At 39.7% G+C, this 25,071-nt stretch carries 29 protein-coding genes; 7 read left to right on the forward strand and 22 right to left on the reverse strand.

Annotated features, from left to right (window positions below; all coding sequences use genetic code 11):
- Positions 1 to 123: 123 nt before the first annotated feature.
- Positions 124 to 1,380, forward strand: coding sequence for a YeeE/YedE family protein (locus ACZ444_RS12915; RefSeq protein ID WP_382359377.1), 1,257 nt, complete (start codon positions 124 to 126; stop codon positions 1,378 to 1,380).
- A 202-nt stretch (positions 1,381 to 1,582) separates the two neighbouring features.
- On the forward strand, positions 1,583 to 2,794 hold the full coding sequence (locus tag ACZ444_RS12920; RefSeq protein ID WP_382359374.1) for a CynX/NimT family MFS transporter: 1,212 nt from the start codon (positions 1,583 to 1,585) through the stop codon (positions 2,792 to 2,794).
- Positions 2,795 to 2,851: 57 nt separating this feature from the next.
- Here the strand turns inward: ACZ444_RS12920 and ACZ444_RS12925 are convergent, their stop codons facing one another.
- The 9 genes from ACZ444_RS12925 to ACZ444_RS12965 form a co-directional block, all read right to left on the reverse strand.
- Positions 2,852 to 3,808: a threonine ammonia-lyase gene (locus ACZ444_RS12925; protein ID WP_382359371.1), complete on the reverse strand. Its 957-nt coding sequence runs from the start codon at positions 3,806 to 3,808 to the stop codon at positions 2,852 to 2,854.
- 64 nt (positions 3,809 to 3,872) lie between these two features.
- Entirely contained in the window at positions 3,873 to 4,199 is a 327-nt protein-coding gene (locus ACZ444_RS12930; RefSeq protein ID WP_382359368.1) for a hypothetical protein, read from the reverse strand.
- Positions 4,200 to 4,427: 228 nt separating this feature from the next.
- Positions 4,428 to 4,859, reverse strand: coding sequence for a hypothetical protein (locus ACZ444_RS12935; protein ID WP_382359365.1), 432 nt, complete (start codon positions 4,857 to 4,859; stop codon positions 4,428 to 4,430).
- 163 nt (positions 4,860 to 5,022) lie between these two features.
- Positions 5,023 to 5,202 (reverse strand): hypothetical protein, encoded by a 180-nt coding sequence (locus ACZ444_RS12940; protein ID WP_382359362.1) that lies wholly within the window; start codon positions 5,200 to 5,202, stop codon positions 5,023 to 5,025.
- A gap of 603 nt (positions 5,203 to 5,805) precedes the next feature.
- Positions 5,806 to 5,985: a hypothetical protein gene (locus ACZ444_RS12945; protein WP_382359359.1), complete on the reverse strand. Its 180-nt coding sequence runs from the start codon at positions 5,983 to 5,985 to the stop codon at positions 5,806 to 5,808.
- A 225-nt stretch (positions 5,986 to 6,210) separates the two neighbouring features.
- Positions 6,211 to 8,004 carry a group II intron reverse transcriptase/maturase gene (gene ltrA / locus ACZ444_RS12950; RefSeq protein ID WP_382359188.1) on the reverse strand — a complete coding sequence of 598 codons (1,794 nt, stop codon included), beginning with the start codon at positions 8,002 to 8,004 and terminating at the stop codon, positions 6,211 to 6,213.
- A gap of 802 nt (positions 8,005 to 8,806) precedes the next feature.
- A complete protein-coding gene (locus ACZ444_RS12955; protein ID WP_382359312.1) occupies positions 8,807 to 9,217 on the reverse strand; it encodes a GNAT family N-acetyltransferase in 411 nt (136 codons plus the stop codon).
- A gap of 471 nt (positions 9,218 to 9,688) precedes the next feature.
- Positions 9,689 to 10,504, reverse strand: a complete 816-nt coding sequence (locus tag ACZ444_RS12960) for a ZIP family metal transporter (RefSeq protein ID WP_382359315.1) — start codon at positions 10,502 to 10,504, stop codon at positions 9,689 to 9,691.
- 215 nt (positions 10,505 to 10,719) lie between these two features.
- Positions 10,720 to 11,310, reverse strand: a complete 591-nt coding sequence (locus tag ACZ444_RS12965) for an ankyrin repeat domain-containing protein (RefSeq protein WP_382359356.1) — start codon at positions 11,308 to 11,310, stop codon at positions 10,720 to 10,722.
- Positions 11,311 to 11,545: 235 nt separating this feature from the next.
- Between ACZ444_RS12965 and ACZ444_RS12970 the strand changes: the two genes are divergently transcribed.
- Genes ACZ444_RS12970 through ACZ444_RS12980 form a run of 3 tightly spaced genes read left to right on the forward strand, consistent with a single transcriptional unit; the run spans position 11,546 to position 15,120 of the window.
- Positions 11,546 to 13,603 carry a hypothetical protein gene (locus ACZ444_RS12970; protein WP_382359318.1) on the forward strand — a complete coding sequence of 686 codons (2,058 nt, stop codon included), beginning with the start codon at positions 11,546 to 11,548 and terminating at the stop codon, positions 13,601 to 13,603.
- Between the two features lie 13 nt (positions 13,604 to 13,616).
- Positions 13,617 to 14,489, forward strand: coding sequence for an ATP-binding cassette domain-containing protein (locus tag ACZ444_RS12975; protein WP_382359321.1), 873 nt, complete (start codon positions 13,617 to 13,619; stop codon positions 14,487 to 14,489).
- Entirely contained in the window at positions 14,476 to 15,120 is a 645-nt protein-coding gene (locus ACZ444_RS12980) for a hypothetical protein (protein WP_464433382.1), read from the forward strand. Before ACZ444_RS12975 ends, ACZ444_RS12980 begins: the two co-directional genes overlap by 14 nt.
- Before the next feature lie 284 nt (positions 15,121 to 15,404).
- Here the strand turns inward: ACZ444_RS12980 and ACZ444_RS12985 are convergent, their stop codons facing one another.
- The 9 genes from ACZ444_RS12985 to ACZ444_RS13025 form a co-directional block, all read right to left on the reverse strand.
- Positions 15,405 to 15,563, reverse strand: a complete 159-nt coding sequence (locus tag ACZ444_RS12985) for a site-specific integrase (RefSeq protein WP_382359327.1) — start codon at positions 15,561 to 15,563, stop codon at positions 15,405 to 15,407.
- A 31-nt stretch (positions 15,564 to 15,594) separates the two neighbouring features.
- Positions 15,595 to 15,750 (reverse strand): site-specific integrase, encoded by a 156-nt coding sequence (locus ACZ444_RS12990; protein WP_382359330.1) that lies wholly within the window; start codon positions 15,748 to 15,750, stop codon positions 15,595 to 15,597.
- Between the two features lie 88 nt (positions 15,751 to 15,838).
- Complete coding sequence (locus ACZ444_RS12995; protein WP_382359333.1) at positions 15,839 to 16,297, reverse strand: GNAT family N-acetyltransferase; 459 nt, start codon at positions 16,295 to 16,297, stop codon at positions 15,839 to 15,841.
- Between the two features lie 191 nt (positions 16,298 to 16,488).
- Positions 16,489 to 17,112: a hypothetical protein gene (locus ACZ444_RS13000; RefSeq protein ID WP_382359336.1), complete on the reverse strand. Its 624-nt coding sequence runs from the start codon at positions 17,110 to 17,112 to the stop codon at positions 16,489 to 16,491.
- Positions 17,113 to 17,119: 7 nt separating this feature from the next.
- Positions 17,120 to 17,986, reverse strand: coding sequence for an ATP-binding cassette domain-containing protein (locus ACZ444_RS13005; RefSeq protein WP_382359339.1), 867 nt, complete (start codon positions 17,984 to 17,986; stop codon positions 17,120 to 17,122).
- An 18-nt stretch (positions 17,987 to 18,004) separates the two neighbouring features.
- Complete coding sequence (locus tag ACZ444_RS13010) at positions 18,005 to 20,062, reverse strand: ABC transporter permease (protein WP_382359342.1); 2,058 nt, start codon at positions 20,060 to 20,062, stop codon at positions 18,005 to 18,007.
- 299 nt (positions 20,063 to 20,361) lie between these two features.
- Positions 20,362 to 20,646 (reverse strand): hypothetical protein, encoded by a 285-nt coding sequence (locus tag ACZ444_RS13015; RefSeq protein WP_382359345.1) that lies wholly within the window; start codon positions 20,644 to 20,646, stop codon positions 20,362 to 20,364.
- Between the two features lie 42 nt (positions 20,647 to 20,688).
- On the reverse strand, positions 20,689 to 20,937 hold the full coding sequence (locus tag ACZ444_RS13020) for a hypothetical protein (RefSeq protein WP_382359347.1): 249 nt from the start codon (positions 20,935 to 20,937) through the stop codon (positions 20,689 to 20,691).
- A gap of 120 nt (positions 20,938 to 21,057) precedes the next feature.
- Complete coding sequence (locus ACZ444_RS13025; RefSeq protein ID WP_382359350.1) at positions 21,058 to 21,294, reverse strand: hypothetical protein; 237 nt, start codon at positions 21,292 to 21,294, stop codon at positions 21,058 to 21,060.
- A 70-nt stretch (positions 21,295 to 21,364) separates the two neighbouring features.
- Between ACZ444_RS13025 and ACZ444_RS13030 the strand changes: the two genes are divergently transcribed.
- Together ACZ444_RS13030 and ACZ444_RS13035 are read left to right on the forward strand one after the other, a co-directional pair.
- Positions 21,365 to 21,676 carry a transposase gene (locus tag ACZ444_RS13030; RefSeq protein ID WP_382360195.1) on the forward strand — a complete coding sequence of 104 codons (312 nt, stop codon included), beginning with the start codon at positions 21,365 to 21,367 and terminating at the stop codon, positions 21,674 to 21,676.
- A gap of 11 nt (positions 21,677 to 21,687) precedes the next feature.
- Positions 21,688 to 22,593, forward strand: coding sequence for an IS3 family transposase (locus ACZ444_RS13035; RefSeq protein WP_464433843.1), 906 nt, complete (start codon positions 21,688 to 21,690; stop codon positions 22,591 to 22,593).
- 470 nt (positions 22,594 to 23,063) lie between these two features.
- On the opposite strand, the gene ACZ444_RS13040 is transcribed toward ACZ444_RS13035, so the two are convergent.
- From ACZ444_RS13040 to ACZ444_RS13055, 4 genes are all read right to left on the reverse strand, one after another.
- The gene (locus tag ACZ444_RS13040; protein WP_382359663.1) at positions 23,064 to 23,264 is read right to left on the reverse strand and encodes a hypothetical protein; all 201 of its coding nucleotides are present in this window, start codon (positions 23,262 to 23,264) and stop codon (positions 23,064 to 23,066) included.
- Between the two features lie 189 nt (positions 23,265 to 23,453).
- Positions 23,454 to 24,104, reverse strand: a complete 651-nt coding sequence (locus ACZ444_RS13045; protein ID WP_382359660.1) for a lysozyme inhibitor LprI family protein — start codon at positions 24,102 to 24,104, stop codon at positions 23,454 to 23,456.
- A gap of 66 nt (positions 24,105 to 24,170) precedes the next feature.
- Positions 24,171 to 24,545 carry a hypothetical protein gene (locus ACZ444_RS13050; RefSeq protein WP_464433387.1) on the reverse strand — a complete coding sequence of 125 codons (375 nt, stop codon included), beginning with the start codon at positions 24,543 to 24,545 and terminating at the stop codon, positions 24,171 to 24,173.
- Positions 24,546 to 24,571: 26 nt separating this feature from the next.
- Entirely contained in the window at positions 24,572 to 24,928 is a 357-nt protein-coding gene (locus tag ACZ444_RS13055; protein ID WP_382359654.1) for a hypothetical protein, read from the reverse strand.
- Positions 24,929 to 25,071 lie beyond the last annotated feature (143 nt).

The following is a 25,071-nucleotide window of genomic DNA, read 5'->3' on the forward strand; positions in this document are numbered from 1 at the left end:
TGATCGCCATGATTCATATATAAATAGCTTCATCCAACTAAGGTCTTTACAGCAAGCGATGCGTAAGCTATAATCACATCATGATTTAATCCTTAGTAAAATGATATGAAAAGGAGGATTTAAATGAGTACTGCTCAAAAAGCTGCTGCGCAATCATTTCATGATCAAGCGGATAACCCAAATCCGCCGCTGAGTCATTGGCAAAAACCGCATGTCATTTTGGGTTCTATTGTCACGGTGATCCTAGGTGCCTATATTTTTATGAGCGTTTCCGCTATTCAAGGTATTTTATATGCACTGGGAATAGCCCTCGGATTCACCTTGTTTCATGCCCGCTTCAGCTTTACGTCCGCTTTTCGCCGGCTGATGTCCGTGGGCAATGTGCAGGGAATACAGGCCCATCTGGTCTTGCTTGCCGTTGCCTCCAGCCTCTTTGCACTTATATTCACAGTTGATTTTTCGCTGACTGGCTCGGGTCCAAGCGGGTATGTTTCACCCGTTGGCGTCAGTCTCCTAGTAGGATCATTTATGTTTGGTATTGGCATGCAGCTTGGAAGCGGCTGTGCATCAGGAACACTTTATCATGTCGGAAGCGGGGAAACACCGACCGTTTTGACATTGCTTGGATTCATAGCCGGTTCGGTCATGGGGGCCGATCATTGGGGATTCTGGGTAAATGATATGCCAAGTCTGCCCGCATTTTCACTCGCGACATCGACAAACCTCGGCTATTTTGGCGCTTGGCTTGTTCAGATCGCTTTGTTTGCTGTCATCTTTTGGATAACCATGAAAGTTGCCAAACGGAAAAGGCCGCCAAAAATGAAGGCCCTGCCCTCGGAAAAAGGCTGGAAACGAATCCTGCGCGGTTCATGGCCGTTGCTTACCGCAGCTGTCATTCTAGCTGTATTAAATGCCCTGGTGTTAATTGTCAGAGGAAGTCCGTGGGGCATTACGTCCGGATTTGCCTTATGGGGCTCTAAACTAGTTAGTGCATTAGGTATCGACGTGTCCCAATGGACGTATTGGAGCGGTGATCGAAGTGCTGCTTTGACCGAATCTGTATTCAAGGATTCGACGAGTGTCATGAACTTCGGCATTATTCTCGGGGCGTTTATCGCTTCCTCTTCAGGTGGGTTGTTCAAACCGAAAAGGATGAAAAAAGGCGTGGCACTTGCCTCCCTTGTCGGCGGCGTCTTGATGGGATACGGCGCCCGGCTTGCTTTTGGCTGTAATATTGGTGCGTATTTCGGCGGTATTGCTTCATTTAGTCTGCACGGCTGGATCTGGGGAATCGTCGCACTTGCCGGTACCTTTGCTGCCCTTTATCTTCGCCCGCTGTTCGGAATGAATAACCCTAACAAAAATGATTTCTTTTGCTGATAGCAGCATAGGGCTGAGGCAAAAGTGGAGACCACCAGATAACGCTTGCTTGACGAGGCTTGCAGGCGGCTGGTAAGCCTCCTCGTACTCAGCGCTTTATTCCCTTCCTTGAGTAAACCTTTATGAATTTTGCCCAAAAAATGTTATCGTATTATATTGTGCTATGTTTGCGGTCATTACTCAAAAGAATGGAGGGTTTATTATGGATGGAAATACGCTGACAAACGATAAAACAAATCGTTTGTACCGTTTTATGCTCTATGCAGCTATTATCGTTACAGCATTTAACTTACGCCCAGCCATTACATCAGTTGGTCCGGTCATTGGCCTGATACGCGATGATATGGGACTTTCAAATGGGGCTGCAGGCGTTATTACAAGTTTGCCGCTTCTTGCATTCGCAGCTGCTTCACCTCTTGCACCGAAAATCGGAAATCGCTTTTCCAATGAAAAAGCTTTATTAGTGGGATTGGTTTTATTAGCAATTGGGATTAGTATGCGCTCGATTTCTTCTGTGTCGTTATTATATATTGGAACATTTCTTGTTGGTATTGGAATTGCTTTTGGTAATGTGCTGCTTCCTGCAGCCATTAAAGAAAAACTTCCCAAAAAGTCAGAACTTATGACGGGCATTTATTCAACTGCCATGAATGCCATGGCTGCTGTCGCTTCCGGTTTAAGCATACCAGTAGCTGAAGGAATCGGACTGGGATGGCAAGTGGCCTTATTGATTTGGACAGTACCTGCACTCATCGGGGTCATTATCTGGATCTATCTCAGCCGTAAAAGACCACGAGAGAACAAAGAAAATACAAGTGAGGAGACTTCTCCTGATATCCCGATCTGGAAATCATCCTTAGCCTGGCAATTATCACTGTTTATGGGCTTTCAATCATTCTTATTTTATATAACGATCTCTTGGCTGCCTGAGATACTGCATGATTATGGCGTCTCAATGGCTACAGGCGGATGGATGCTGTCGTTTATGCAGTTCGTCGGCTTGCCATTCAGTTTTCTTATGCCCGTACTTGCTGGCAAGTTCCGCTCACAATGGGGACTGGTCTGGTTGCTGGTCGCCTGCGATTTCATCGGATATAGCGGGTTATTGTTCGGTCACTCGTATGTCGTGATGGTTATCAGTGTTATACTGATTGGCGCAGGACTGGGTGGTACATTCCCATTAGCCCTGACATTCGTAGGCATACGGGCACGCAACGGAAAACAAGCTTCCGTGTTATCTGGAATGGCCCAGTCGTTTGGTTATTTATTAGCAGCAATCGGTCCTGTGTTTATGGGCTATTTATATGATGCTACAGGTTCCTGGACCATCCCGCTGACGACAATGCTTATCGTAACGCTGCTTGTGATTATTTTTGGTTCACTAGCCGGACGCAATCGCTATGTTTTCGACTAAAAATAATTCAGCATCCCGGCTATTGTGTTGACGTTAGCGATGGTGAGTCGCATTTGCTCACCGGGCTTGGCCGATAAATTCGGACAGCTGATCCAGCGCAATATTTCCACCCGACAGCACACAGCAAACATTTTTCCCGTGCAAGCCTGTCTTATTGGACAAGACAGCAGCGACTGCCGTTGCAGCAGAGGGTTCGATCAGCTGTTTCGTACGCTCCAGTACGAGCAATAGCGCTTGCCGGATGTCTTTTTCAGACACCAGTACAATGTCATCGGCATATTTCTGGACAACCGGAAACGTCAGATCGCCAGGCTGCGATGCCCGGAGACCGTCAGCGATCGTGTCGGCATGATCGATCGCGGTGATAGCGCCTTGTTGTTTGGACAAATAGGTATCATTGGCCCGCTCCGGCTCAACGCCAATGACCTGAACATCGGGCCTTGTCTCTTTGACAGCCGTCGCTATACCAGACATAAGGCCCCCTCCCCCAACAGGCACAACAATCGCGTCAACATCGGGGATCTGATCGAGAATTTCAAGACCGGCTGTACCCTGACCAGCCATGACAAGCGGATCATCATATGGCGGAATAAACACTGTCTCCTCGTCGTCTGTCAGTTCACCAGCCTTCTGCAGCCGCTCGGTCGACGTCGTGCCATATGATATAATAGCCGCTCCATAACCGCGAATCGCTGCCACTTTACTGGAAACAGCATTTTCCGGAACGACAATCGTCACCTGCAGCCCGAGTTTCGCGGCAATATAAGCGACCGCCTGCCCGTGATTGCCTGATGAGGCCGTTACCACATGCTTGGCCCCTGCCTCAGCAGCAGCTTTCACTTTATTCGTGGCACCGCGGATTTTAAAAGCCCCGATTGGCTGCAGATGCTCTCCTTTTAAAAACAGCTGATTATCATTCATGGATGACAGCGTGCGTGAGGTGATCATCGGCGTCTTTCGGACCACGTCAATTATATTTTGTGAAGCGTTCTCAATAGCTTTAATCGAAATCACAGCTTTAGCCCACCTTTTCGCATTATCTGTTCGAACTCATTATCGGGATAATGGCTCTCACACGTCATTTAAAAAACTTTCTTTCTTTAATGCTATTTAGTATCACGTCACCAGCAAAAACAAAGAACCAAAGATACAGCAACTCTCTATTTAAATCAAATCTATTAATGATAAAGAGAGAAACAGGTATTGCAAGAAATATTAAGCCTAATACGATTGAATGCTTCCCACTATATTTTTTGAATCCCTCTTTATCGGTTACTTCTTTTTCTAATTTGCCAGTAAAGCTCCACATAACAATGTTTTCGGCCTTGTCATTGAGATAGGCATAGCCCATTAGAAAAAATAAAACTGCAATCATAACAAGGATAAAACTGAATAATACAAGCAAACATAATCCACCTTTCTAGGCGGCTAACAAACTCGATGATTATTATCTTTTGCGTTTACGGGCAGAATTGATACAACGATCCAGATTCTATAGAACCAGTGTCTTTAGAAATGGGTTCCCATTTATCTTCGTTTTTTTCGATTGTTTTAACCAAAGGATTCTGTCCTTTTATTTTATAGGTGTGTTTTGTCCTGATGGAGTTAGAAATTGTTTTTGTAGTACTTTTCATTATGCAGGTGGAAACTGTATGCTATATAATGCAACACCTGCGATAAAGAGAACAAAGCCTGCAAAATGAATAAAGAATTTTTTCAAACCTTCGGGCTTATATTTTATATCTATATAGGTAGTAATTCCGACGATAGCAGGGTAAAAAAGGGCCCAATACGGTACAGATAATGGTGTTAAGTGATTTAAACCTAAAACATAAAGAAAGGCCACAACTAAAATAATGATCAGCCCTGTACGAAGCCGATTAAATTTCTTTGTATTAAATCTTACTGCTCCAATTATAGTGAAACAAAGCAAAGTAAGTATTATGGTGGCGTAAGGAATTGTTTTTAGGTAAGAAGCGACAATACCATCTATTGCTATATTACATATCAAAACAAATAAGAAAATTTTTGTTTTCTCGTAGTGCTGTGCCTCAGCAGCAGTCATATTTTAGCCTCCGTTCACCAATGTTTTTACCTGATTTATAATGGCAATTACAGCTATGATTAAAACTATAAATCCTACAACAAACATGAAAATAATTTCCAATATTTTTATCGTCTCTGACTTTTTAAAATGAATGCTTTATTCCATAAATGCGCCCGATAGCTTAATCTGACCCAAATTTATTTTCAAAACACGCCTTGCAATAAATTGCTCCATCAGTGGTTTTGACCCATTTTTTGATAATCGCATCTGTCCTTCCAACATGGTCTTTTTCAGGAAACTTCGCTAATACTGCCATAAATTCATTTGGTTTAATTTCTCTGCCACAGGCATCACACTTCATAAAATCACTCCTGCTATTTTTTAAAATAGTATTTTGTTCAACAAAATGGCCCGTTTCGACAACTAGGGACGCAGTATTTTATTCCGCAACTGTGCCCAAGGAATAGCGTATTCCCCGTTGATTTCTGTTCCAGGCGGACGCTTTCCGCGGGCATGGCTTCAGCCTCCTCACTTCGCTACGCTTCGTTGCGGGGTCTTCAGCTCATGCTATTCCCGCAGGAGTCGCCGCCTTCCACTCCAATCAACTGAGAGTCTGCTTTTAAATTTATTCAGGAATAGCGCCCGTTTGCGGAAATATTACAACTTAGCTTATTAAAAGTTATATATTGCTAAAAATACAATGAAGATAAGAATGGTGAAGATAATTCCACCTAAGTATGGTTTAGAATTTTCTTTGCCTTGTTTCTTAATAATTGGTACTACAAAAATAAAGTAGAGGGCTCCAGTTATTAAGGCGGCAACAATCGATTTTATAATAATATTTATTTCTCCCTGTATCAGTTCTACTCCACAATCTGGCCCGATAACGCCACATTTCTTATTCCAGAATTGCGCCCGTTTGCGGAGTGGCTTTTTACGTACATATAACTAAATCATCATATTATTAAATACTTTTTAGCTTTGTTTTTTCTTTAAATACAGAAATAAGCAATAACGTAATTCCGACAATAAATAAAGCAGCTTTTATTAAGGATGGTTCAGTATATCCGAAAGCCATTCCTGCTAATCCGATTAGCCCCATTAATGCTAAGAGATACAATACAAATATTTTACTTCCGCCCATTACCTATCATCCTTCCTCTAAATAATTTAAATTTTTACTTGTTCCATTAATTGACCCGTGCTGGCACAACTTTGTGCGACAATCGTCAGCAATAGGTAAGCGTTTGAAGTTATCTCCGGCTTTTCCCCTGCTCCACACGGAACGTGCAAGTTTCCCCGCATTCCGCGTTCCATCTAACGTAATTTACTCGATTATAAGTTCCTCGTTACTTCGTGTTTGGAATTTCTAGATAGGTTCAAGCTTACATTTATCACGGAAGCGATTGACTTTTTCAATCATCGTCCCTGTAAGCTGAAATCTTTCTATGAGTTCATAAATCATCTTTTTTTCCTTCGTATGAATCAATCGGTGTACATCTTCGTGAAGAATGCGAAGATTGTTAAACTGGTCGTTTCCGCCAAGGCTTAACGGTACATAGTGATGGCAATGGACCTCTGATGCTGGCACTTCCGTGCCAGTAATTTCGCATTTCCCCATCTTCATACTATATCGACTGATACGGTTATCTATATATTCAACACTCCGATTCGGTAGCGTTGATTTCATTAATGCACCAATTTCTGATTGAATATCCGGCTGTAGTTTATTGTATATCATTTTCCTACCTTCTTTGGTGAAAGGCGTCATTGCCGGAGTAAATCCTATGGTGTTCTGCGTTTTCACATCCGCCAACGGAAATAAATAGACACCAGCTACTCGAAACGTTTTAAAGCTGCGACGGTATATCTTTTTATAGGTCGGCGGCGCGTTAGCTGGATGACCATATTTACCTACTGGTCTGAGATGATTGTATATGAACGCACCTAAATCATAGGCAAGACGTGAGAACTCGAGATTGACCTTAGTGGCTTTTCTGAAGTACTGATGAATCCCCAGTACAAAGCTGTTAAAGCGTAACGCATTAAGCGCCGAAGGCGAAGACCTCATTCTTCGAATCAGTTTTCGAGCTTCTTCTTTAATTTGACGCTTTTTGTCGGTTTTAATACCGGTACGCGCAACTCTTTTCTTACGCTTTTTATCGGCACGAATAGTGAAGCCTAAAAATTCGGATTCACGTTTCCGCAGGTTTACAACTTGTGATTTTTCGGGCGAAATATCCAATTTTAGGCGGTCTTTAAGGTAGAGCCTTACGGCATGATACCACCTATGTGCCGTTTTACCGTCTTTACAAAGAATTTTAAAGTCGTCCGCGTAGCGGACGAGGTAGCCTTCTTTAAGATTAGTGCGCTTTTTGGCTTGTCTTTCACCTACTTTGGATTGATAAGGTTTGGATAGCGGGAAGAATTCCCATTGTCCCGCAACCCATTGGTCAAGGTCGTTAAGAACGATATTCGCCAATAAAGTTGATAACAGACCGCCCTGGGGCACACCTTGTGTAGGTATGCCTTCTCCGTCTATTTCAGCTTTCAGCATTCTGCCGATACAGGCTAATACTTTTCGGTCTTGAATCCCCATGTTCCATAGCTGCTTTATAAGCAGGGTATGGCTTATATGGTCAAAGAAACTTCTAATATCAACATCAACCACAAAATGAAAGTGGGATAAATTGATAAGTTGTTGGACCCTTGCCATAGCATGGTGTGCCGAGCGTAGTGGTCTAAATCCGTAACTATGGTTATAGAATTTAGCTTCCGCAATCGGTTCAAGTACCTGTTTAAAGCTTTGTTGGATAATGCGGTCCAAGATGCAAGGAATGCCTAGCGGTCTAAACTTTCCGTTTCCTTTATCAATCCATTTTCGTCTGACTTTCTTGGGACGGTAATTGTCAAGTTGTCTTCGGACTTCCAGTAATAATTTTTCTTCAGACCACGTTTTAATATCGTTAATGGTACGCTTATCGGTTCCGGGTGTTCCGGAGCCTTTATTTGATTTTATAGTACGATAGGCTAATAAAATGTTTTCTCTAGATGTGATGACATCATAAAGATGAGAAAAGGATTGGTGCTTCAAGCTTTTGTCGTACAAATCTGTGAAAGTCTCGGTCATTTCATAGTAATCCCAATATCGTAAAGCTTGCACTGTGGCATCCCACCTTTCGGAGCGATGTTCCCACGTTCCTACCCGATCGGTGCAATACACGTTTGGAAAATAATCTTTCATTTCGTTAGACTTGGGGCTATTCCTCCACTCTCATTACAAGAGATTCATCAGTCATACCCCTACCCTCGCAAGGATAAATGTCTTTTGGCAAAAAGCCTTATGACAAACGTTTTGGATGACAGTCCTTGTTTCAACGTTCCTTGTTTTCCAAGTCCCTTACAATCTAGCTATCGATACTGAACTTAGGTGTTCCCTGGAAGCCTGTGAGCTGGATACCGCCTTAGTCCGGTATAGCGTGTTTCAGAGGGCGCATTTTTACTCCACACCACTCACCCCATCGTCGGATGGGACATAAGTTTCCTTATGTTCAATCTTTAGACCTGTATATTCGGTTGTTCGTCAGTTTCATTGCGCTGAAACCATTCTCACCATATTCAGTTTTTCAGCCGTGCGGCATATCCGTTGACGTACCTTCTCCGAAGGAGTGGCTTTAGCCTTCGTTCTGCCGAATCTACCTGTACTTCAAACCCCTTGACCTGTCAGTCATGACGCATGCAGGAGTATTGACGGGATGGTTTTGGGAAACATGGTTCCCTCATTCCCATCCTTGATTGTAAAGTTGGGATTGTCCGATAGCTAATCCCCTGCATTTCACGCTTCAAAACGCTTATAGCAGAACTTGTCGAGCGGCGCCCAATTCTTGAATAAGGTAAATCAGGAGGATTCAAAAGAATTCCTTCCGATCATACACCTTTATTTATTCGTCCTACGGTAATAACCTCTAATTCATCTTAGCAAATGCTACTAGCGATCCTTTATCACAGGATTGAAAACCATTCTTTTCATAAAAATGCCTCACATCAGGGGCTTCCTCAGTCAATAAAACTTGTTGACGAACATTTTTGAATTTCTTTAAGATTTGTTGCATTAGTTGAGTAGCAATTCCTTGATTTTGATAAGAGTTCAGCACAAGGATATCTTGAATATAAAGAATGGTTAATCCATCGCCAACAATACGAACTAATCCAATTAATTTTTCATCATCCCAAGCAGATAACACTTCTAATGATTGTTCTAGTGCCTGTTGAAGATTACGTAAATCTTTTGTATAAGCAGACCATTCAACATCATTATATAATATGCTTAATTGTTCTTTGCTTATCTTTTTACTGCTACTAAAACTAATAGTCATTTATTTATCCTCCTCAAAAAATTGTTTAATTTGAAGAGTTTATCCGTAATCTTTCCACTGTCTTATACCTCCTTTTATTACGCAAAATGACCCGATTGCTTAATAGTGCGTACTACGTTTATTTTAACATAATATTTAGAATACCCTTATATAACTAGGAAAAATTCATTTCCTGATTTGATAATGTAAGATATTTGAACGCTGATTTGTTACGAAAAATGGCTAACAAATTAACTTACATTTTGATAGCCATTTTCACCTTCATTTTTAATATTTGCGATAATTAACGGAACCCGTTAGCTCACCCTTCTGTACTTTTTGAACATTATATTCTCTGTATATGGTTCGTAAACGTTTACGTTAATAAACGGACTCATTCCTGCCATGTGAACCATTTCATTCTCCAGATACACACGGCGGATGAGACGCGGACATGAGAATGAAAAACGGAACGATAGCTGTCCCGCCTTCCTATCCCAGTGCGACATCAAGAATCATCATAATGGCAAAGCCGACCATGACACTCATGGAGGCGAGGTCGGTATTTTTGTTTTCCTGCGACCCTGGAATAACTTCTTCAACTACAACGAAAATCATCGCACCCGCAGCAAAACTTAAGGCATAAGGCAGCAATGGCTGCATAATGGTGACGGCAAGTGCCCCAATGATGCCAGCAATGGGTTCAACGATGCCGGATGCCTGCCCGTAGGCGAAACTTTTTCCCCGGGACATGCCTTCACGCCGGAGTGGCATCGATACGGCCAGCCCCTCAGGAAAGTTTTGAATGCCGATACCGAGCGCCAGCGCCACGGCTCCTCCAAGTGACGCGGTCGGCAAATCGGCGGCAATGGCTCCGAAAGCGACACCAACAGCCAGCCCTTCCGGAATATTATGCAGTGTAATGGCCAAAACAAGAAGCGTGCTGCGTCTTTTTCTGTCCGGATTGATCCCTTCAGCTTCATCTATGGCCAACCCCGGATGAAGATGCGGAAGAAGTTTGTCAGATGCCCAGAGGAAGATACCACCAAGCAAAAAGCCTATTGCGACTGGAGCCCATACCGGTAAAGGCCCGCCTTCCGCTTTTTCCAATGCTGGTGCCAGCAAGGACCAAAAACTTGCAGCAATCATGACACCTCCGGCAAACCCCAGCATACTGTCCATAAAACGCTGATTAAAGCCTTTCGTTGCGAAAACAAGCGCAGCACCGAGTGCAGTCATGCCCCATGTAAAAAGTGTGGCAATGGTTGCCTGTGCGATCGGGTTTAATTCCAGAAAATAATCAAACATAATGAATAAGCCCCTCCTTTTTTTATATTTTTGATTGAACGACCTGTTTGTTGAGTAAATCGCGATTATTTTAATCCTACCACAACATGATCTTCACATGTAATGTTCTATCAAAACATTACCATTGAACAAAAAAATAAGAAGCACGTCCAGTAGACAGACTTCTTGTAGTTAGTTTGCCTTTTCTTCATCTTTCAGCACTTACAGTTTTTGAGCTATGCTCCCGCTTTTTTTAATATCGCTTCAATCTCTTTGAATTCTTGTTCCTGTGCATGCTGCAAAGGTGTAACCCCTTCGCCATCGGCAATGTGGACATCGGCCCCATGATCCACTAACAGTTGTACAATCTTTTGATGTTTCTCCCCGCCGTCACCCAAAATGACTGCTTCCAGCAAAGCTGTCCAATTCAAATCATTAATGTGATTGACATCGGTATCTGAATGGGTAAGAAGTTCTTTCACGACATCCACATGTCCGCGTTCTGATGCAGGTATAAGTGCTGTGCCTCCAAAGCGATTCGTAATCGATGTATCCGCGCCGGCCGCAACAGCAAGTTTTACAATGTCAAGCAGTCCATTTGCGCCTGCATACAAAAGCACATTATCCAAGCGGTTATCACGAATATCTATATTCGCACCGTTTTCGATTAGTGCGTTTATCGTATCTGGTTTATTGTTATAGGTCGCTGCCAATACGGCTGTTCTGCCCCTGTTATCCGTGGCATTGATAGCTGCTCCATCGTGAAGCAGTGTTAGAACGTCTTCTGTGTTTCCTTTCGCTGCTGAAGAAATAAGTTGTTGGTTTATCGTTTTCACCTTTTTTTCTGTCGACTAGTTTTGAACACTTTGCGCCGGAAACAAAGGCTCTCGGTAGTTTATTCTATGGCTTTCGGCCCGCTGGCTAACTGTCTACGCTTAAAGATATGAGTTATGCTCGGGACGTCCCCCTTGATGCCCTCCAAATTATTTTTAATACGATATCTATATGATAACATATTAGGTGACAAAATCTTACAATAGTTTATGCATTAAGGGGACTATTATGAAAATTTTACACACCGCGTGCTTAACTTGGAAAATCATTAATAAAAATCCGTTTTTGTGGATTTTGGTTATAGCCTATTTTCTCTATTTGTTTATGGGAATTGACTACTATACATCTGGAAACGATTATTCTCCGGGTGAAACACTTACACAGATGAGTTTTTTAATTCAAGGCGGAATACTAGCATTTTTATTATTTGGTGTGATGTTTATAAGAATCGAAGAAAGACATTATCTTAATGACATATTTAAAACAATTCATCATGGCTCATTTCATAAGATATCAGGAAAGCTTATTTTTAGTATTATTTTTATATTTATTTTAATTTCAGCTTCTTACGTTATGTTTGCTTTTAAGTTGTGGTTTACTGGTACAGAACTGTCGACATTTTATTGGAGTGCATATCAATATATTATTTTATACTGGGGTCTTACTTTTCTTATTTCTTTGCTAATTGGTTGTTTATTAGCTTACATCATTAAGGGGAAATTAGTTTACCCTATTTTAATTTTCATCTGGGCGCTCATAGGTCCTGCCAATAAATTTTTGTTGGGAAACTCTGCTTCAAAGTTAGGAGCAGACAAGATTCTATCTTTATTAAATTTAGGAGAACCTAACCCTTATGCCATATTTAATGCCTTTTATGGTTTTCCATTAAGTGAATTTCACTGGGCTAAAAAACTTCTTTGGATTTTGTGTCTCATAGCTATTTTTTCAATTATCTACTTAATTAAAAACCAATTGAATAAAAAAATAGTTATCGTTTTAATAGTGAGTATTTTATTATTAATGCCTTCAATCCATTTTCTAACGCTTGATCGTCAAATTTATGTAAGTGCATCCAGCACAGAAAACGCTCGTGAGAACTATGATTATAATTATTATTCAGCACATCCTGAATCGTTGGATAACATTCGCAAGACTGATGTAACCATTAACGATTACAAAATCAATTTAAATATTGATCGAGTCTTAGAAGCGACCGTTTCTATGAGTGTTGTGAATAATGAGAAGAAGCCGCTAAAACAAATAACATTATCGCTTTATCACAACTTTAAGATTAAACAGGCCAGTGTCAATAATAAGCCAGTGAATGTTAAACAAAATCGAGACTTTTTTACAGTCAAACTAGATCAATCATTAGACCCTGGCGATAATGTGGATGTTCAAGTAAGTTATAGAGGGACAAGCTCTCCGAACTTTTTTGCTAATAGGCAAGCCATTTATTTACCTTATTATTTTCCATGGTTGCCTTCGTCTTTACAAAAGCCGGCATTTAATACGTCAAATTCAGGAGAATTATTAAGAAACAATCATCAGTTAGAAGAACAAGCTCAATTCACTTTGAACTACGATGGCAATCAACAAATTTATACAAACTTATCTCGGGTCAACAATCATGTTTGGAAAGGTAAAGCTGATCATGGATTGACTTTAGCTGCAGGAGAGATCAATAAAACCAAATTCCAGGAAGACATTTTAATTCAGCCAAACTCATGGCCGCGTCATAGTGCTAAAGATATAGAAATGCTGAAACAAGCCAACCATAAACTAATACAGGCTGTGTCAGAAAACTTAGGTCTGGACTTACATGATCCGAATAAGGTGTTGTACTTGCCGATTTTGTCTATTCGTGATCATTTGTCATCCCAGCGTATCTGGTATACTGAAGATTATATGATATATGGTCAAAATTCAGGCTATCAACAATCATTAATGCCAGAACCACAATCTTTTTACGCCTACTGGGCTGTACCAGCGTTGACTTGGAAACATTCAGGTGTTGATGAATCACCATTTGCCCGTTATTTTGGTACAGTTTTTGCGTACGTCTATAATAAACAACATCATATTCCTGATGAAGGTGAATTATTACCAGATCATTTAAAAGGAGATCAGCAAAAAATTGAAGCTTTATCGGCTATTACGAATTGGGTTACATCCTTTAATGATTATGAAAAAATGAATAACTTTTTGAATGATTGGTTTAAATTGGTCAAAAAAGACGAGCAAGGCTGGGGCCAGTTGTTAGAACTTATTAAACAATACCGCTAGGAAGTGTGTGTATATGGATAAAATAAAAATAGAAAATCTAACAAAATATTTTGGCGGAAGAAAGGTATTAGACAACATAAATTTAGATATCCCGGGTTCTCTTGGATTATTAGGCCCAAATGGTGCTGGTAAAACGACACTGATGCGAATATTAACCACTTTAGTTCACTCTGATGAAGGCCAGATTAAATATGGCGAGATAAGTTGGGAAAACAAAGATAATGTCAGACAATTGATTGGGTATTTACCGCAGCATTTTTCAATGTATCAAAACCTAAACATTCTTGATGTCTTGGATCATTTTGCTGTTCTTAAAGGTCGGGAAAATAAAGATTCAAGAAATGAGGAAGTGCAGCAAGTATTGCAACAGGTAAACCTTGAACAAAATCAAAAGACAAAAATAAAGCATTTGTCCGGCGGTATGTTAAGAAGGGTTGGTATCGCCCAGGCTCTTCTAGGGGATCCTGAGATTCTGGTTATTGATGAACCGACGGCTGGACTAGATGTAGAGGAAAGATCCCGTTTCCGTCGCTTGCTAAGAAGTTTATCAGAAAACAGGATTATCATTATTTCCTCTCACATAGTGGAAGATTTAGAAACGACGTGTGATCATATAGGAATTATCAAAAACGGAAGCGTTGTTAGCTCAGGAACACGTGATGAAGTGATTCAAGTGGCTAGTGGATGTGTGTTCGAATCTGAGCTGTCACAGAAACAGTTAGATAGTCTGGACGATGATGCTATTATTTCTATAAAACAAATGGGCGATCATTACAGCGTTCGATATTTTGATTTTAGAAATCAAAGGGCCTGCACGTCTGATTGGCCTACTTTAGAAGATGCCTATTTGTATAGAATGAGATATGAAAACAATGAAACGATTTAATTTAAAATGTCACCCGTTTTTTGAAATAAAATCAATGGGATTATCATTTTACGTGCCGATGTTTGTATATATTTTTTTAATTTATCAATTGTTCACGTTTCATGGTTATGAGGCTGTTATTTTTAAAATAATGGAATACTTAATAATACCTATGTCCGGATGGTGGATCATCTATCTATTCTATGATTATTTTGAAGAAGGGTTGTACGATTTATTAAGGAGCTATCCATTAACTCATTGGGAACATGGGTTTATTAGAGTGAATTACTTTTTAGTCATGTATTTATTGCTTTTATCGATCACGATCACAGCCATAGATATGATAATGGTGAACGCAGCGTTTATACCCTTATTCATCCAGTATTTTTCCGAAGCTATCATATTCGCATATGGCAGTTTCTTGATAGTTATACTTACAAAAAATGTGAGTATCACTATCATGGTCATAGGTGTGTATGTAGCTACAGAAGTGCTAACCCTTGGACAGGTCATCCCTTGGTATCATGTCATGTTTTTTAATACATCACCTTTGTCCATACAAGAGACATTGGGTAAAGGGTTACTTAATATATCAGTTGGTTTTTCACTCCTTATTGCTGCACAAATTTATTTAAGACAATTAAAAAGATAAATCTCAACGAAGTTTTAACTTTTCCATAATATAGCTAATAGCAGAAAAGACTATTCAACAAAAAACACATTTTAGGGATAAGAAAATGCGCCTTCCTGATTTGTCGGTACAAATTGTTAAAATGTATAAGTATCAATTCAGGAATTACTATATATGTTACAGAACATGAGTAGGAAGGCATCAAAATAACTTCTTTACAGCATGATACCTAGCCTCTTCGGTGATCTGACCTGATCAGTGTGCTTTTGGACACGCCTGTCCTATCCCTGACTTGTTTAACGATCTTATAATCGAAAATCTTTCAAGCTGTTTTTAATAGCGTCTTCTTCAATGCCAATATAACATTTGGTGATGTTCTGGGGGGGCGAGTGATTAAAGATGACCATCAGGGTCACAATATCGTGCGTCTGCTGGAAATAGTGGTACCCGAAGGTTTTCCGCATGGTGTGGGTTCCGACATAATCATAACCGCATCTAAATGGACAGCCGTGATTTGCTAGTCTTGCCTTCCTGAATCTTCACGCTGCTTCGGCCTTTCACATCTTCAACCCGCAGACCGGTATTAATCCCCAGACTAAATAATAAGTTATTACGTCTCAGAAATGTGGTCTGATTCAGCGCTTCACGCATGTTTTGAATCTCGGCTGCCGAACGTAACGGCTCGACGTTTTCGACGACTTACACAATCGCGCCCGACTACCACAATATAATAAATCACTTATAATACCTTTTTCATTTTTATATTTGTTTCTGTGTATCCTAATTTTTCATATAGATTCCGTGCTATTTTGTTATGTCCGAAGACGTGGAGTCCTATGCTTTTCAAGCCTATCTCTTTACCTACAATTTCAAGGTCTTTCATTGCTTGCTCACCGTAGCCTTTATGTTTGTTGCCATCCCAAACATTGATATCAAAAATAAATCCTTCTTCTTTTGTTCTTTGTGCAAGCCAAATCATCCCTACTTCTTCATCGTTATCGCATATAGTAAACAGATAATTGTTTTCCGTATTCTCCTTTTCAGGCAATAACTCTTCAAATTCCTTTTTTGCTTTGCTAAATGCTTCCTGTTCGCCCCAATCACCAGACTTAATGTGTTCATCCGCATAGTTTTTTATTGCATACTCCAGATATTGTTGAAACTCATCAGAGTCCATTGACTCTAGTTTCACCGTCATTTTTCTTCTCCCCTTTTTTGTTGCTCCTAATGGACGGACAGTTGAGCAATCCTCATTTAAATTTATATTGATTTAATTTTAGCATAACTCAACTTTTTGACGTAATGTTCTAGGAAAACATTACATCAAATCACCAATGAAAAATAAATCATACATGACATTATTAATGACCCATCATCCGTTTACTAAACTCATGATCGCTTTCTCTTTGACAGATATAGATGTCCAAGAAGCATAAGTACCACTGATATCACAAGGTTTGTAAGGGATCTGGACCAAATATCCTGAAACTGCACGGGTGATGTATTAAAAAACATGGCATGGTACCAGGGAATGAGGCTGCCTTTCGTAAAAAACTCTGTTGTGATGTAAAATATGATTATAATAAGGGGTACAAAAATATTTCGTACTATCACAGCAGCTAAAAAAGCGAATCCAGAAAAAAGTAGTGTCTCTGGTATGTATTGAACAATAAGGACCAGAAATGCCCCCTTGTCTGCTAAGCTGGCAACAGCCAATAAACTAATAAACAACACAATATATCCCGATAAAAATACTAGAATTCGCCCAAGCCCGTGTTTAAATGCTGAAATGGGATAACTGAATAATAATTCAGCTGCTTCCTCCTCATAATATTCATAAAACAAGAAGACGGTCCACCAGCTTGATAAAGGTGTCACGATGAATTCCAATGACCAAAATAAAAGGGATAAATCGCTATCCTTTCCCCAAAAAATTTGCCCCAAAGCTAGTAAAAATCCGATGAAAGGGAGATAAAAGGCATTTCCCATAACTTTTGTTTCGAATAGAATCATAGACTTGTTATACATCAAGGCCACCGCGCAGGGCAAAAAGGTACGTGTCCTCAATATTTGGCTGAACTGGATAGGCTTGTTTCACGGATTCTTTTGACATAAAACGAACAACATGGTGATCAGGACCTTCCTGAACGGAAAGGATCTGATCGTTATCCATATAATTGAGCTCTTCATCATCGATTTTCTTTTCCCAAACCTTATCTTTCGCAATAGCAGGGAAGTCACTGACAAATCCTTCGTATATTAGCTGCCCCTCTTTTAATATACCGATTTTTTGAGCCAGGGATGAAATATCTTCAGCAAGATGGGTTGAAATCACAATAAGCCGTCCTTCTTTAATTTGCCGTAATACTTGCCTGAACCTGGCCCGTTCATCAATATCCAGCCCTGCTGTTGGCTCATCAATGATGAGAATAGGCGGATCTGCGAGTAAAGCTTGAGCGATGCCGAGTCGTCTCTGCATACCGCCCGATAATGTTTTCACTTTACTTTTAGCTTGTTCCTTTAAATTGACTTGATCAAGAATCTTGTCTATATGCTGTCGTCGATAGGTTTTGTCCTGAATTCCTTTTAAAATCGCTAAATGATTAAGACATTCAAACACGCGAACCTGTTTATAGGCTGAAAAGGTCTGAGGAAGATAGCCGATCTTTTGCCTGATTTCATCTTTCTGGTGCCAACTCATCCCATTGAATGTCACGCTTCCCTGAGTGGGCTCGATTAATGTTGCCAAAATGCGCATCAGCGTTGTTTTTCCGGCACCATTTGGCCCTAAAAGGCCATAAATGCCTTCCATGTTCATAGAAATATTATCAAGAATGGTTTTCTCGCCGTATTTTTTGCTCATATGATTGATGATTAATTGTTCCATACCTATCCCCCTCGCGTTTCAGGATGCCATGTGATCGCTGGCTAATGTCTCAAGTTTTTGCCATTTAGGTTTCTCATTTTGAATAAGGTCGTACCAGTCGTGACTAAATTGATACAGATCGTCACCATCACCTTTTGAAATCAACTGACTGACAGCCTGTAATGCGTTTGCCTTATCGGTATTATCGGTGTTTTTGACCATCTGAAATAGTTGAGATTTCGTTATTTGCTTGTCATCAGATATGCCGTGATCCAAGTTATAGGCTGTCCCATATGTCATATCAAAAGCATTATAATACGCATAATAAGATAGATCGATACCTTCTCTTTTCCATGTCAGCGCAGGGACTAAACGATAGATCAAATTATCATTTAAAGAGGTGAACATATCCGAGCCAGGTGTGCTTCCTTGGGACAGACTCACTAATAATGTATCCTTCGTAAGCCATAAGTCTTCTGTATGATACATGGAATCGGCACTTGATAAAGCAGGCAGCGCTACGACTGTTTCCGGCATTTGTGTTTCCGGTAAATTCAAATCACTCATGATGTTATCTTTCATTTGCTTAATATTCTGCTTATATTTGTCTAGATCCTCTAATCCGCGTTCCCATGTGAGTGGATACACAAATTGATCATTTCCCTTATCTTTTTCCGTTAGCAGTCCTGCAGCGAGCGTAACACCTTCGTCCGTTGTTTTCTCCCACGTATGCTTCCCTTTCTGATTAAGATTTGTATAATCAGGTTCCTGTCCATGAATCGTTAACTGATAATGGGTTTTATCTGTCTCAGCATGATTGTTGCGATGGAGTGCGAAATTTTCATAGTGCATGGCTGGATAAGAGCTTGTACTTGGCAGCCAGGGAAAATAATACGGCAAATAAACAGCTTGCTGATTGGCAACAAATAAAGGGGACGATGCGCCCTCATATTGAAAGGTCAGTGTATCCTTCCCATCAGATATCTCTTGTGTCGAAAGATTCACAGTTACCGAATCCCCGTTTTGATCATATGGAATCTTCTGACCGTTTAAGAAGACATCCGATATTTTAAAACGGTGATACAGGGAAAAGGTTGCTTTTGAATGTGACGGATGATCTCCCTTTGCTGCTATTTTCATAGTTACATCTGCCTTTAACCGGTCGTCAATCGTGAGATCTATATCGTAATCTAGAACGTTAACTTTGTTTTCTTCCAAAGACTTCGTATGGGAAAACGAATAATTATTGTAATATTGATAATCATAGATTTCGCGGTCAAGTGAGCTCCCGTTGGATGTCAGTACTTGCTGCGGTGTATTGACATACCACAAGGCTGGAACAAGAGAAACTATGAGCAGGAAAGGCATGAGCCAGTATTTCCTTAAAGGCATTTTCTGCTTAACAAGAACTGTCAGACATATCAATGTCAGGAACGATGCTATCCAAATCCAACGCTTCACCCAGTGATAGCCTTCTAAAGAAAAACCATACATGGCATCATAAGCCATATACGGATTATACTCTCCCAGGTTCAGTTCCCGCGATAACCAGTTTAGAATGGATTCAGGAAAGTAGATGAGCAGTTCATTAAAAAACATTTGGTTTAATGGTCCTATCATTAGCCAGAGTATAAAAATAACCACATAAACAAACAAATTTCCGATCAATTCAGCCATGAGTATCCCAATAAGCAAACTAATGAAGAAAGTTATGCCCCAATAAAGCATAAAATACAAAAAGGCCTGTACATAAAACTCCGAAAGTGGCAGCCCGGATAGAAAAACCATCGCAGCCCACATAATATAAGTTAAAAAACATAATGCGAAAATGGCCGTGATAGCGAATAACAGCTTCCCCATTAATTTTTTGATGGGGGCATGAGGGATTGGGCGTAATAACTGGTCCCATTCGTGTCTTTGCTCTAGTCTCACAAACATAACACCCAGGAACAGAAATATAAAAATACCACCTTGAACCGTATAACTGTTGCCGACAAGCGAATAGCCCGGATCATATTCATCCGAGGTTAACAGCGTTATGTAGAATACATAAAAGTGAAAGATAAATAGACTTATGATCAGTAACCAAAATAACAAGTTTCGTTTGACTATAAGCCAAAGCATATGAAATGAGCTAACGATTACATTTCCCTCCCCTATACATATCACGATGTCTATATTGTAAATGAATTATTTAAATTCTTCACTAACTGTTTTATAGAAGAGAACGTAAAATAGTTTTATGAAACGAGATATCATCTGATCATAGCCTCTTTTTTTTCCAAGGTATTGAGAAGCTTCTCATCGATCCTCGGGGCTTGTAGCCTAGGCGATCAATTAAAATGGCTTCTATGATCCTCATATTAGCTGTTTTCATGTGTGGTGTATCGCGCCCTTTAGCTGAACAATTTTCCTATTAGTAATATATAGCTCAGTAAAACAGATAAACTTATCGTTAAAAGTATTGTTGATGTCCCTCTTGCCAAACCTTTCAAGTCTTTTATCCCTGATAATCCAAATACGCTAAACAGAAATGTTAATAAAGTAATTATTAGGATCGGTGCCAAAGGGTGAACCCCCATTACGGAGGTTCCAAACCAACCAGAAAAGGAAACCAGTAGAAATAAAATTATACAAATTATTGAAGATACAAATGTCCATAAATTCAATTTTTCTTGCATTTTATTCTCTCCTTCTGTCGGCAAGCTCCCGATCACGGAAGATTATTTGCTGCTGTTTTTAATAAATATCTTAGGTGAAAAATAAGCAATTCCTGCTGCTAGAAAAGCTAAAAGCAATGGTGAAAAAGAAGAACTTCCTGCAATAGTAACACTGCTAGATAAACTTCCACTTTGACTCCAAGCACTTGTCATATCTGGAGTATAGAAAAGTGTCATAAAATATCCGGATAGAATTTGAAATACGGCAAACAAAGCTATAAAACTAATGGAAAATACAATAAATTTTTTCATTGATATCCCTCCGTTTAGTTACTTAATCTTAACATATCTTCTTCAACTAAATGCCAAAATTTAGCGCAAAGTTATTAGATTAGCGCGCCCGTTAGCTTAACAGAGGTATTCTCTTTTAGATTAAGCGCCTTCATAAGAAGCAAGTATTGCAATGCTCCACATAATTACTGTAAATGAAATTGTCATCCAAACTGTATTAACCGTTGTTTTTTCATTACTTTTTATTTTTTTCAATATAGATACCAAATTCAAACAAAAAATAACACACAAAAAAGGCATCAAAATAACGCCCATATAAAATGCAACAAAAGACATAAAACTAAAATCTCCTAAAAGGTTCCTATTTATTTCTACCATACAAGCCCCCAAGTGACTTTGAACACTTAAGGTAACAAGCGTTACACTAAAGTTGAAAGGGGATCTTGTTATGGAACGCCAACATTATTCCAATGAATTTAAAGTCCAGGTTATTCAAGAAGCCGAGGAAGTCGGCAATAAAGCAGCTGTGGCCAGACGATATGAGATTACACCTAACATGCTTCACCGTTGGCAAAAGCAATACCATGATGGAGGCTTTGCCGGCGTTGATGCTGATGCAGCCAGTAACCAGGAAGTTGGTGAATTAACCAAAGAAAACGATCATCTCAAACAGCTGCTTGGTGATAAGGATCTAGAAATTGCGATCCTGCGGGATCTTGTAAAAAAGAAAAACCCTCACTTGCTGAAAAAATTGAAGTAGCCCAGCAATGGATTGGGCGTGGCTATCCCGTCGCGAAGGTATTACGAATTGCCGGTGTGGCCCGTTCCAGTTACTATTATCAAACACGCTATGCCGTGAAAGAAAAACAAGTAAGTGAGGGACGTCCGGCGCCAGGCTATTCTTATAATGACCATCATGTACGTATTTCTGATGAGCAAATCCAGGAGTGGCTGATGGAGCTGATCAGCGGATCAGGCTACAACTATGGCTATCATAAACTCACAGCGGCCTTGCGGCGGGAATACGGATTGGTGGTTAATAAAAAGAAAATCTATCGGCTGTGTCAGGAACTGGGCATTTTACGCCGCCAGCATCGTAAACAAATCCATTATCCCAGGCGAATTGCTAGAAATCGCATCATCACAGGATCCAATCAGCTTTGGGAAACGGATATCAAATATGGTTATGTCGATGGTGAAGACCGTTTCTTTTTTATCCTTGAGTTTCTTGATGTCTATGATCGTTCGATTATTGCCTATCATATGGGGCGGAGCTGTCGAGCGACAGACGCCGTAAGAACCTTGAAAAACGCGCTTTGGCAAAGGGATCTGTTGGAAGCAGATACGCAGCCCATTATTCGCAGTGACAACGGCCCACAATATGTCGCAAAGGCATTTGAGGCAGCTTGCGAAACCCTGGGCTGTGAACATGAACGGATTCCGCCCAAAACGCCCAATAAAAATGCTCATATTGAATCCTTTCACCGCGTCCTGGAGGACGATTGCCTCTCGCGAGAGCTCTTTGAGAGCTATAAAACGGCGTATGAAAGGGTTTCTGAGTTCTTTCATGATTATAATAACGTCCGTCTTCATGGGAGCCTCGGTTATCGTCCTCCGGCTGAATTTTTTCGTAAGCATATGCAGGCAGGCGTAACGACGAAAACGGTGACCCTATAACATTTTTTCTTGATTTTTCGTCCTGTGTTAACAGCAGCCGGAACGAGCATGAGATCAACGGCGATCGGTAGATCGGGCGTCAGCCTTTACCCTTGATCCCAGGCGCAGTGAAGGTTACATTGTCAGCGGACGAAAAACAGATGAATTCAAAGCAAATATGAGTAAACAAGAGAATTTCGCCTTACATGTCTAAAATATAGGGGCTAATCCGATTATCTTGTCTTTTGTAATTCATAATTAAGATTGTACAAATTAAAGTAAGTGTATTTAACAATAACTGCATTGTACCAGATTTAAAAAATGTAAAAAATTAAGGTTAATGCAACTGCCAAGAAAATAATTGCTAGTACCACTCTTTTTTTAATTCCCATTATCCACCCCTTTCATCAAGCTATCTTGGCTCTTATATGCCATAAAGGGCGCAATGATTTATGCCGCAACTGCGCCCGATTGCTTTAAAAAATTAAAAATCACCAATCTAATTTCAGCAGTTCTGCAATTAAATCAGAACTACCAGGCATCAATAAAATTATCGACATTACAACGAATAAGATTCCAATAACAAACAACAAGATTACTGCCTTAACCGCTGCAGAGACGCCCTTTTTCACGAATCCTACAATAATCAAAATGACACCTATTAAAAGTAATAATAAATACCAAAAACCCATCCTACCTACCACCTTTCTTAAAATTATGTGTTACTTCACTATCTGGCCCTTATACGCAATCGGGCACTGCTCTTTATTAAGGAATCGCGCCCGTTTGTTTAAATATTTTTTCACAAATTTAGCGACCATCTTCACAAGGGACCAAGTCCTGGGTGAATAACTCAAATGGAAAGTAAATTACGGGTTAGTTTACTTCATATAATTTGCGACTAACTCATAGCATCTTTCTTTTGTAAGAGTTGCTTGTGTAGCCACATACTCTAATGATTCTGTTGAACCACCTTCATATTCTAGTGATGCTTCTTTAGCAGCTTCATCTCTTTGTTTTACCCAATTCCTTTGTTCTTCTCTTAATTTGCTCATCTGTTCTGTACTAAGTTGTTCTTTTAACACCCCATAGATTTCATTCAATGTCTTATCCCATTTTTCGTATCTTTCCTCCTCTTGTTCCTCCATATCTGATGTTGTTGTTTTAGCCTCTGCGTTTTTATCTGATTCTTCCATTTCATTCAGTTTCTTAAGATATTCTTCTTTTTTATTTTCAGTAACTTCACTGTCACCATTACCGGACGTCGAAGACTTTTCATTATTTGAATTTGTAGATGTATTTTCAGAAGTATCTTCTTGTTCATTTATCTGGGTGTCATTCGTATCTTTTGAGCTTTTATTTGATGCGTCACCATTTACATTTTGCGTCGAACTGCTATCTGGTGACCCATTGTTTGACTTAGCATTTGACTCCTCAGATGAGTTTTCGCAAGCAGCTAATATAACTAATACTACTGTTAAAATTACCATTAAAAATTTACGATTAATTTTCATTAAAATACTACCTTTCATCTGTAATCTGATTCGATGATTTGAGAAACGATGTGATGTTATTATTTTGTAATTGCGCCTGATTATTTAATACTTCCACTCGTAAACGGCAAATGCGATAAGTAACAGAATAAATAAAACATACTCAACAGCGATACGTTTTTTGCTTTTATTATGCTTTTTAATTTCCTGTCGCTTTTCCCTTTTAATGTCGTTATCTGTATTCGTTAATATCCAAAGTATTGATGTTACAACAAGGACTATAGCACCCATATTCAGCAGAATATTAAGATCTACAAATTCATCTTGACTAAGAGAGCTATATAAATACACTCCAAAACTTATGACTATTGGAGAAATAACAAAATGACGAATCAGTAATTTATTTTTTAGTCTTTTACGCTCATTGACAGGAATAAAATCACTAATATTCAACACCCCGATAATTATTTTGGTCCACAAAATGGCCCGTTTGTTTTAAAACCATTTTACTTATTTTGTTTTTGCCAATGCCAGGGATTAAGTGCATACTTTATCAATCCGTAAACCAATAGCCCAGCAATAACAGCCATCAAAACAATGGATAACCCGTAAGGTAACGGTATACTAGCTATTAAAGGTAATATAATCATAAACAAAATATCTAGTCCAATTGCCTTTAACCTTTTTACATTAGATACCTGACTATTTTTATAAGCTAAACAAATGAGTCCCAAAATCCCCATTATTAACCATTCCCAAATAAAAGCGTCTTTATTTGGTAGATAATAGCCAAAATAGCCTGCTACGGCACCTCCAATTAGGATATAGCCTAATCGTGCTATATTAAATACAGTTAATACCATAAATTTCCTGAACCACCTAACGTTATCAGAATGACGCACGTCCTTAACACAACCTTTTATACAACAATAGGCCATTACCTATAAAATAACCTGCTACAGCAATTCCTAAAGCAATCCAGAAAAGGTCGAATTACATAATGATA

The sequence above is a fragment of the Lentibacillus kimchii genome (genome assembly GCF_055381965.1).

What these genes read in the sequence shown, in the direction of transcription:
- ACZ444_RS12915 (WP_382359377.1), top strand. Translation starts at nt 124, where the DNA reads ATGAGTACTGCTCAAAAAGCTGCTGCGCAATCATTTCATGATCAAGCG.
- ACZ444_RS12920 (WP_382359374.1), top strand. Translation starts at nt 1,583, where the DNA reads ATGGATGGAAATACGCTGACAAACGATAAAACAAATCGTTTGTACCGT.
- ACZ444_RS12935 (WP_382359365.1), bottom strand. Translation starts at nt 4,859, where the DNA reads ATGACTGCTGCTGAGGCACAGCACTACGAGAAAACAAAAATTTTCTTA.
- ACZ444_RS12940 (WP_382359362.1), bottom strand. Translation starts at nt 5,202, where the DNA reads ATGAAGTGTGATGCCTGTGGCAGAGAAATTAAACCAAATGAATTTATG.
- ACZ444_RS12945 (WP_382359359.1), bottom strand. Translation starts at nt 5,985, where the DNA reads ATGGGCGGAAGTAAAATATTTGTATTGTATCTCTTAGCATTAATGGGG.
- ACZ444_RS12955 (WP_382359312.1), bottom strand. Translation starts at nt 9,217, where the DNA reads ATGACTATTAGTTTTAGTAGCAGTAAAAAGATAAGCAAAGAACAATTA.
- ACZ444_RS12960 (WP_382359315.1), bottom strand. Translation starts at nt 10,504, where the DNA reads ATGTTTGATTATTTTCTGGAATTAAACCCGATCGCACAGGCAACCATT.
- ACZ444_RS12970 (WP_382359318.1), top strand. Translation starts at nt 11,546, where the DNA reads ATGAAAATTTTACACACCGCGTGCTTAACTTGGAAAATCATTAATAAA.
- ACZ444_RS12975 (WP_382359321.1), top strand. Translation starts at nt 13,617, where the DNA reads ATGGATAAAATAAAAATAGAAAATCTAACAAAATATTTTGGCGGAAGA.
- ACZ444_RS12980 (WP_464433382.1), top strand. Translation starts at nt 14,476, where the DNA reads ATGAAACGATTTAATTTAAAATGTCACCCGTTTTTTGAAATAAAATCA.
- ACZ444_RS12985 (WP_382359327.1), bottom strand. Translation starts at nt 15,563, where the DNA reads ATGCGGAAAACCTTCGGGTACCACTATTTCCAGCAGACGCACGATATT.
- ACZ444_RS12990 (WP_382359330.1), bottom strand. Translation starts at nt 15,750, where the DNA reads ATGCGTGAAGCGCTGAATCAGACCACATTTCTGAGACGTAATAACTTA.
- ACZ444_RS12995 (WP_382359333.1), bottom strand. Translation starts at nt 16,297, where the DNA reads ATGACGGTGAAACTAGAGTCAATGGACTCTGATGAGTTTCAACAATAT.
- ACZ444_RS13000 (WP_382359336.1), bottom strand. Translation starts at nt 17,112, where the DNA reads ATGATTCTATTCGAAACAAAAGTTATGGGAAATGCCTTTTATCTCCCT.
- ACZ444_RS13005 (WP_382359339.1), bottom strand. Translation starts at nt 17,986, where the DNA reads ATGGAACAATTAATCATCAATCATATGAGCAAAAAATACGGCGAGAAA.
- ACZ444_RS13015 (WP_382359345.1), bottom strand. Translation starts at nt 20,646, where the DNA reads ATGCAAGAAAAATTGAATTTATGGACATTTGTATCTTCAATAATTTGT.
- ACZ444_RS13020 (WP_382359347.1), bottom strand. Translation starts at nt 20,937, where the DNA reads ATGAAAAAATTTATTGTATTTTCCATTAGTTTTATAGCTTTGTTTGCC.
- ACZ444_RS13025 (WP_382359350.1), bottom strand. Translation starts at nt 21,294, where the DNA reads ATGGTAGAAATAAATAGGAACCTTTTAGGAGATTTTAGTTTTATGTCT.
- ACZ444_RS13030 (WP_382360195.1), top strand. Translation starts at nt 21,365, where the DNA reads ATGGAACGCCAACATTATTCCAATGAATTTAAAGTCCAGGTTATTCAA.
- ACZ444_RS13040 (WP_382359663.1), bottom strand. Translation starts at nt 23,264, where the DNA reads ATGGGTTTTTGGTATTTATTATTACTTTTAATAGGTGTCATTTTGATT.
- ACZ444_RS13045 (WP_382359660.1), bottom strand. Translation starts at nt 24,104, where the DNA reads ATGAAAGGTAGTATTTTAATGAAAATTAATCGTAAATTTTTAATGGTA.
- ACZ444_RS13055 (WP_382359654.1), bottom strand. Translation starts at nt 24,928, where the DNA reads ATGGTATTAACTGTATTTAATATAGCACGATTAGGCTATATCCTAATT.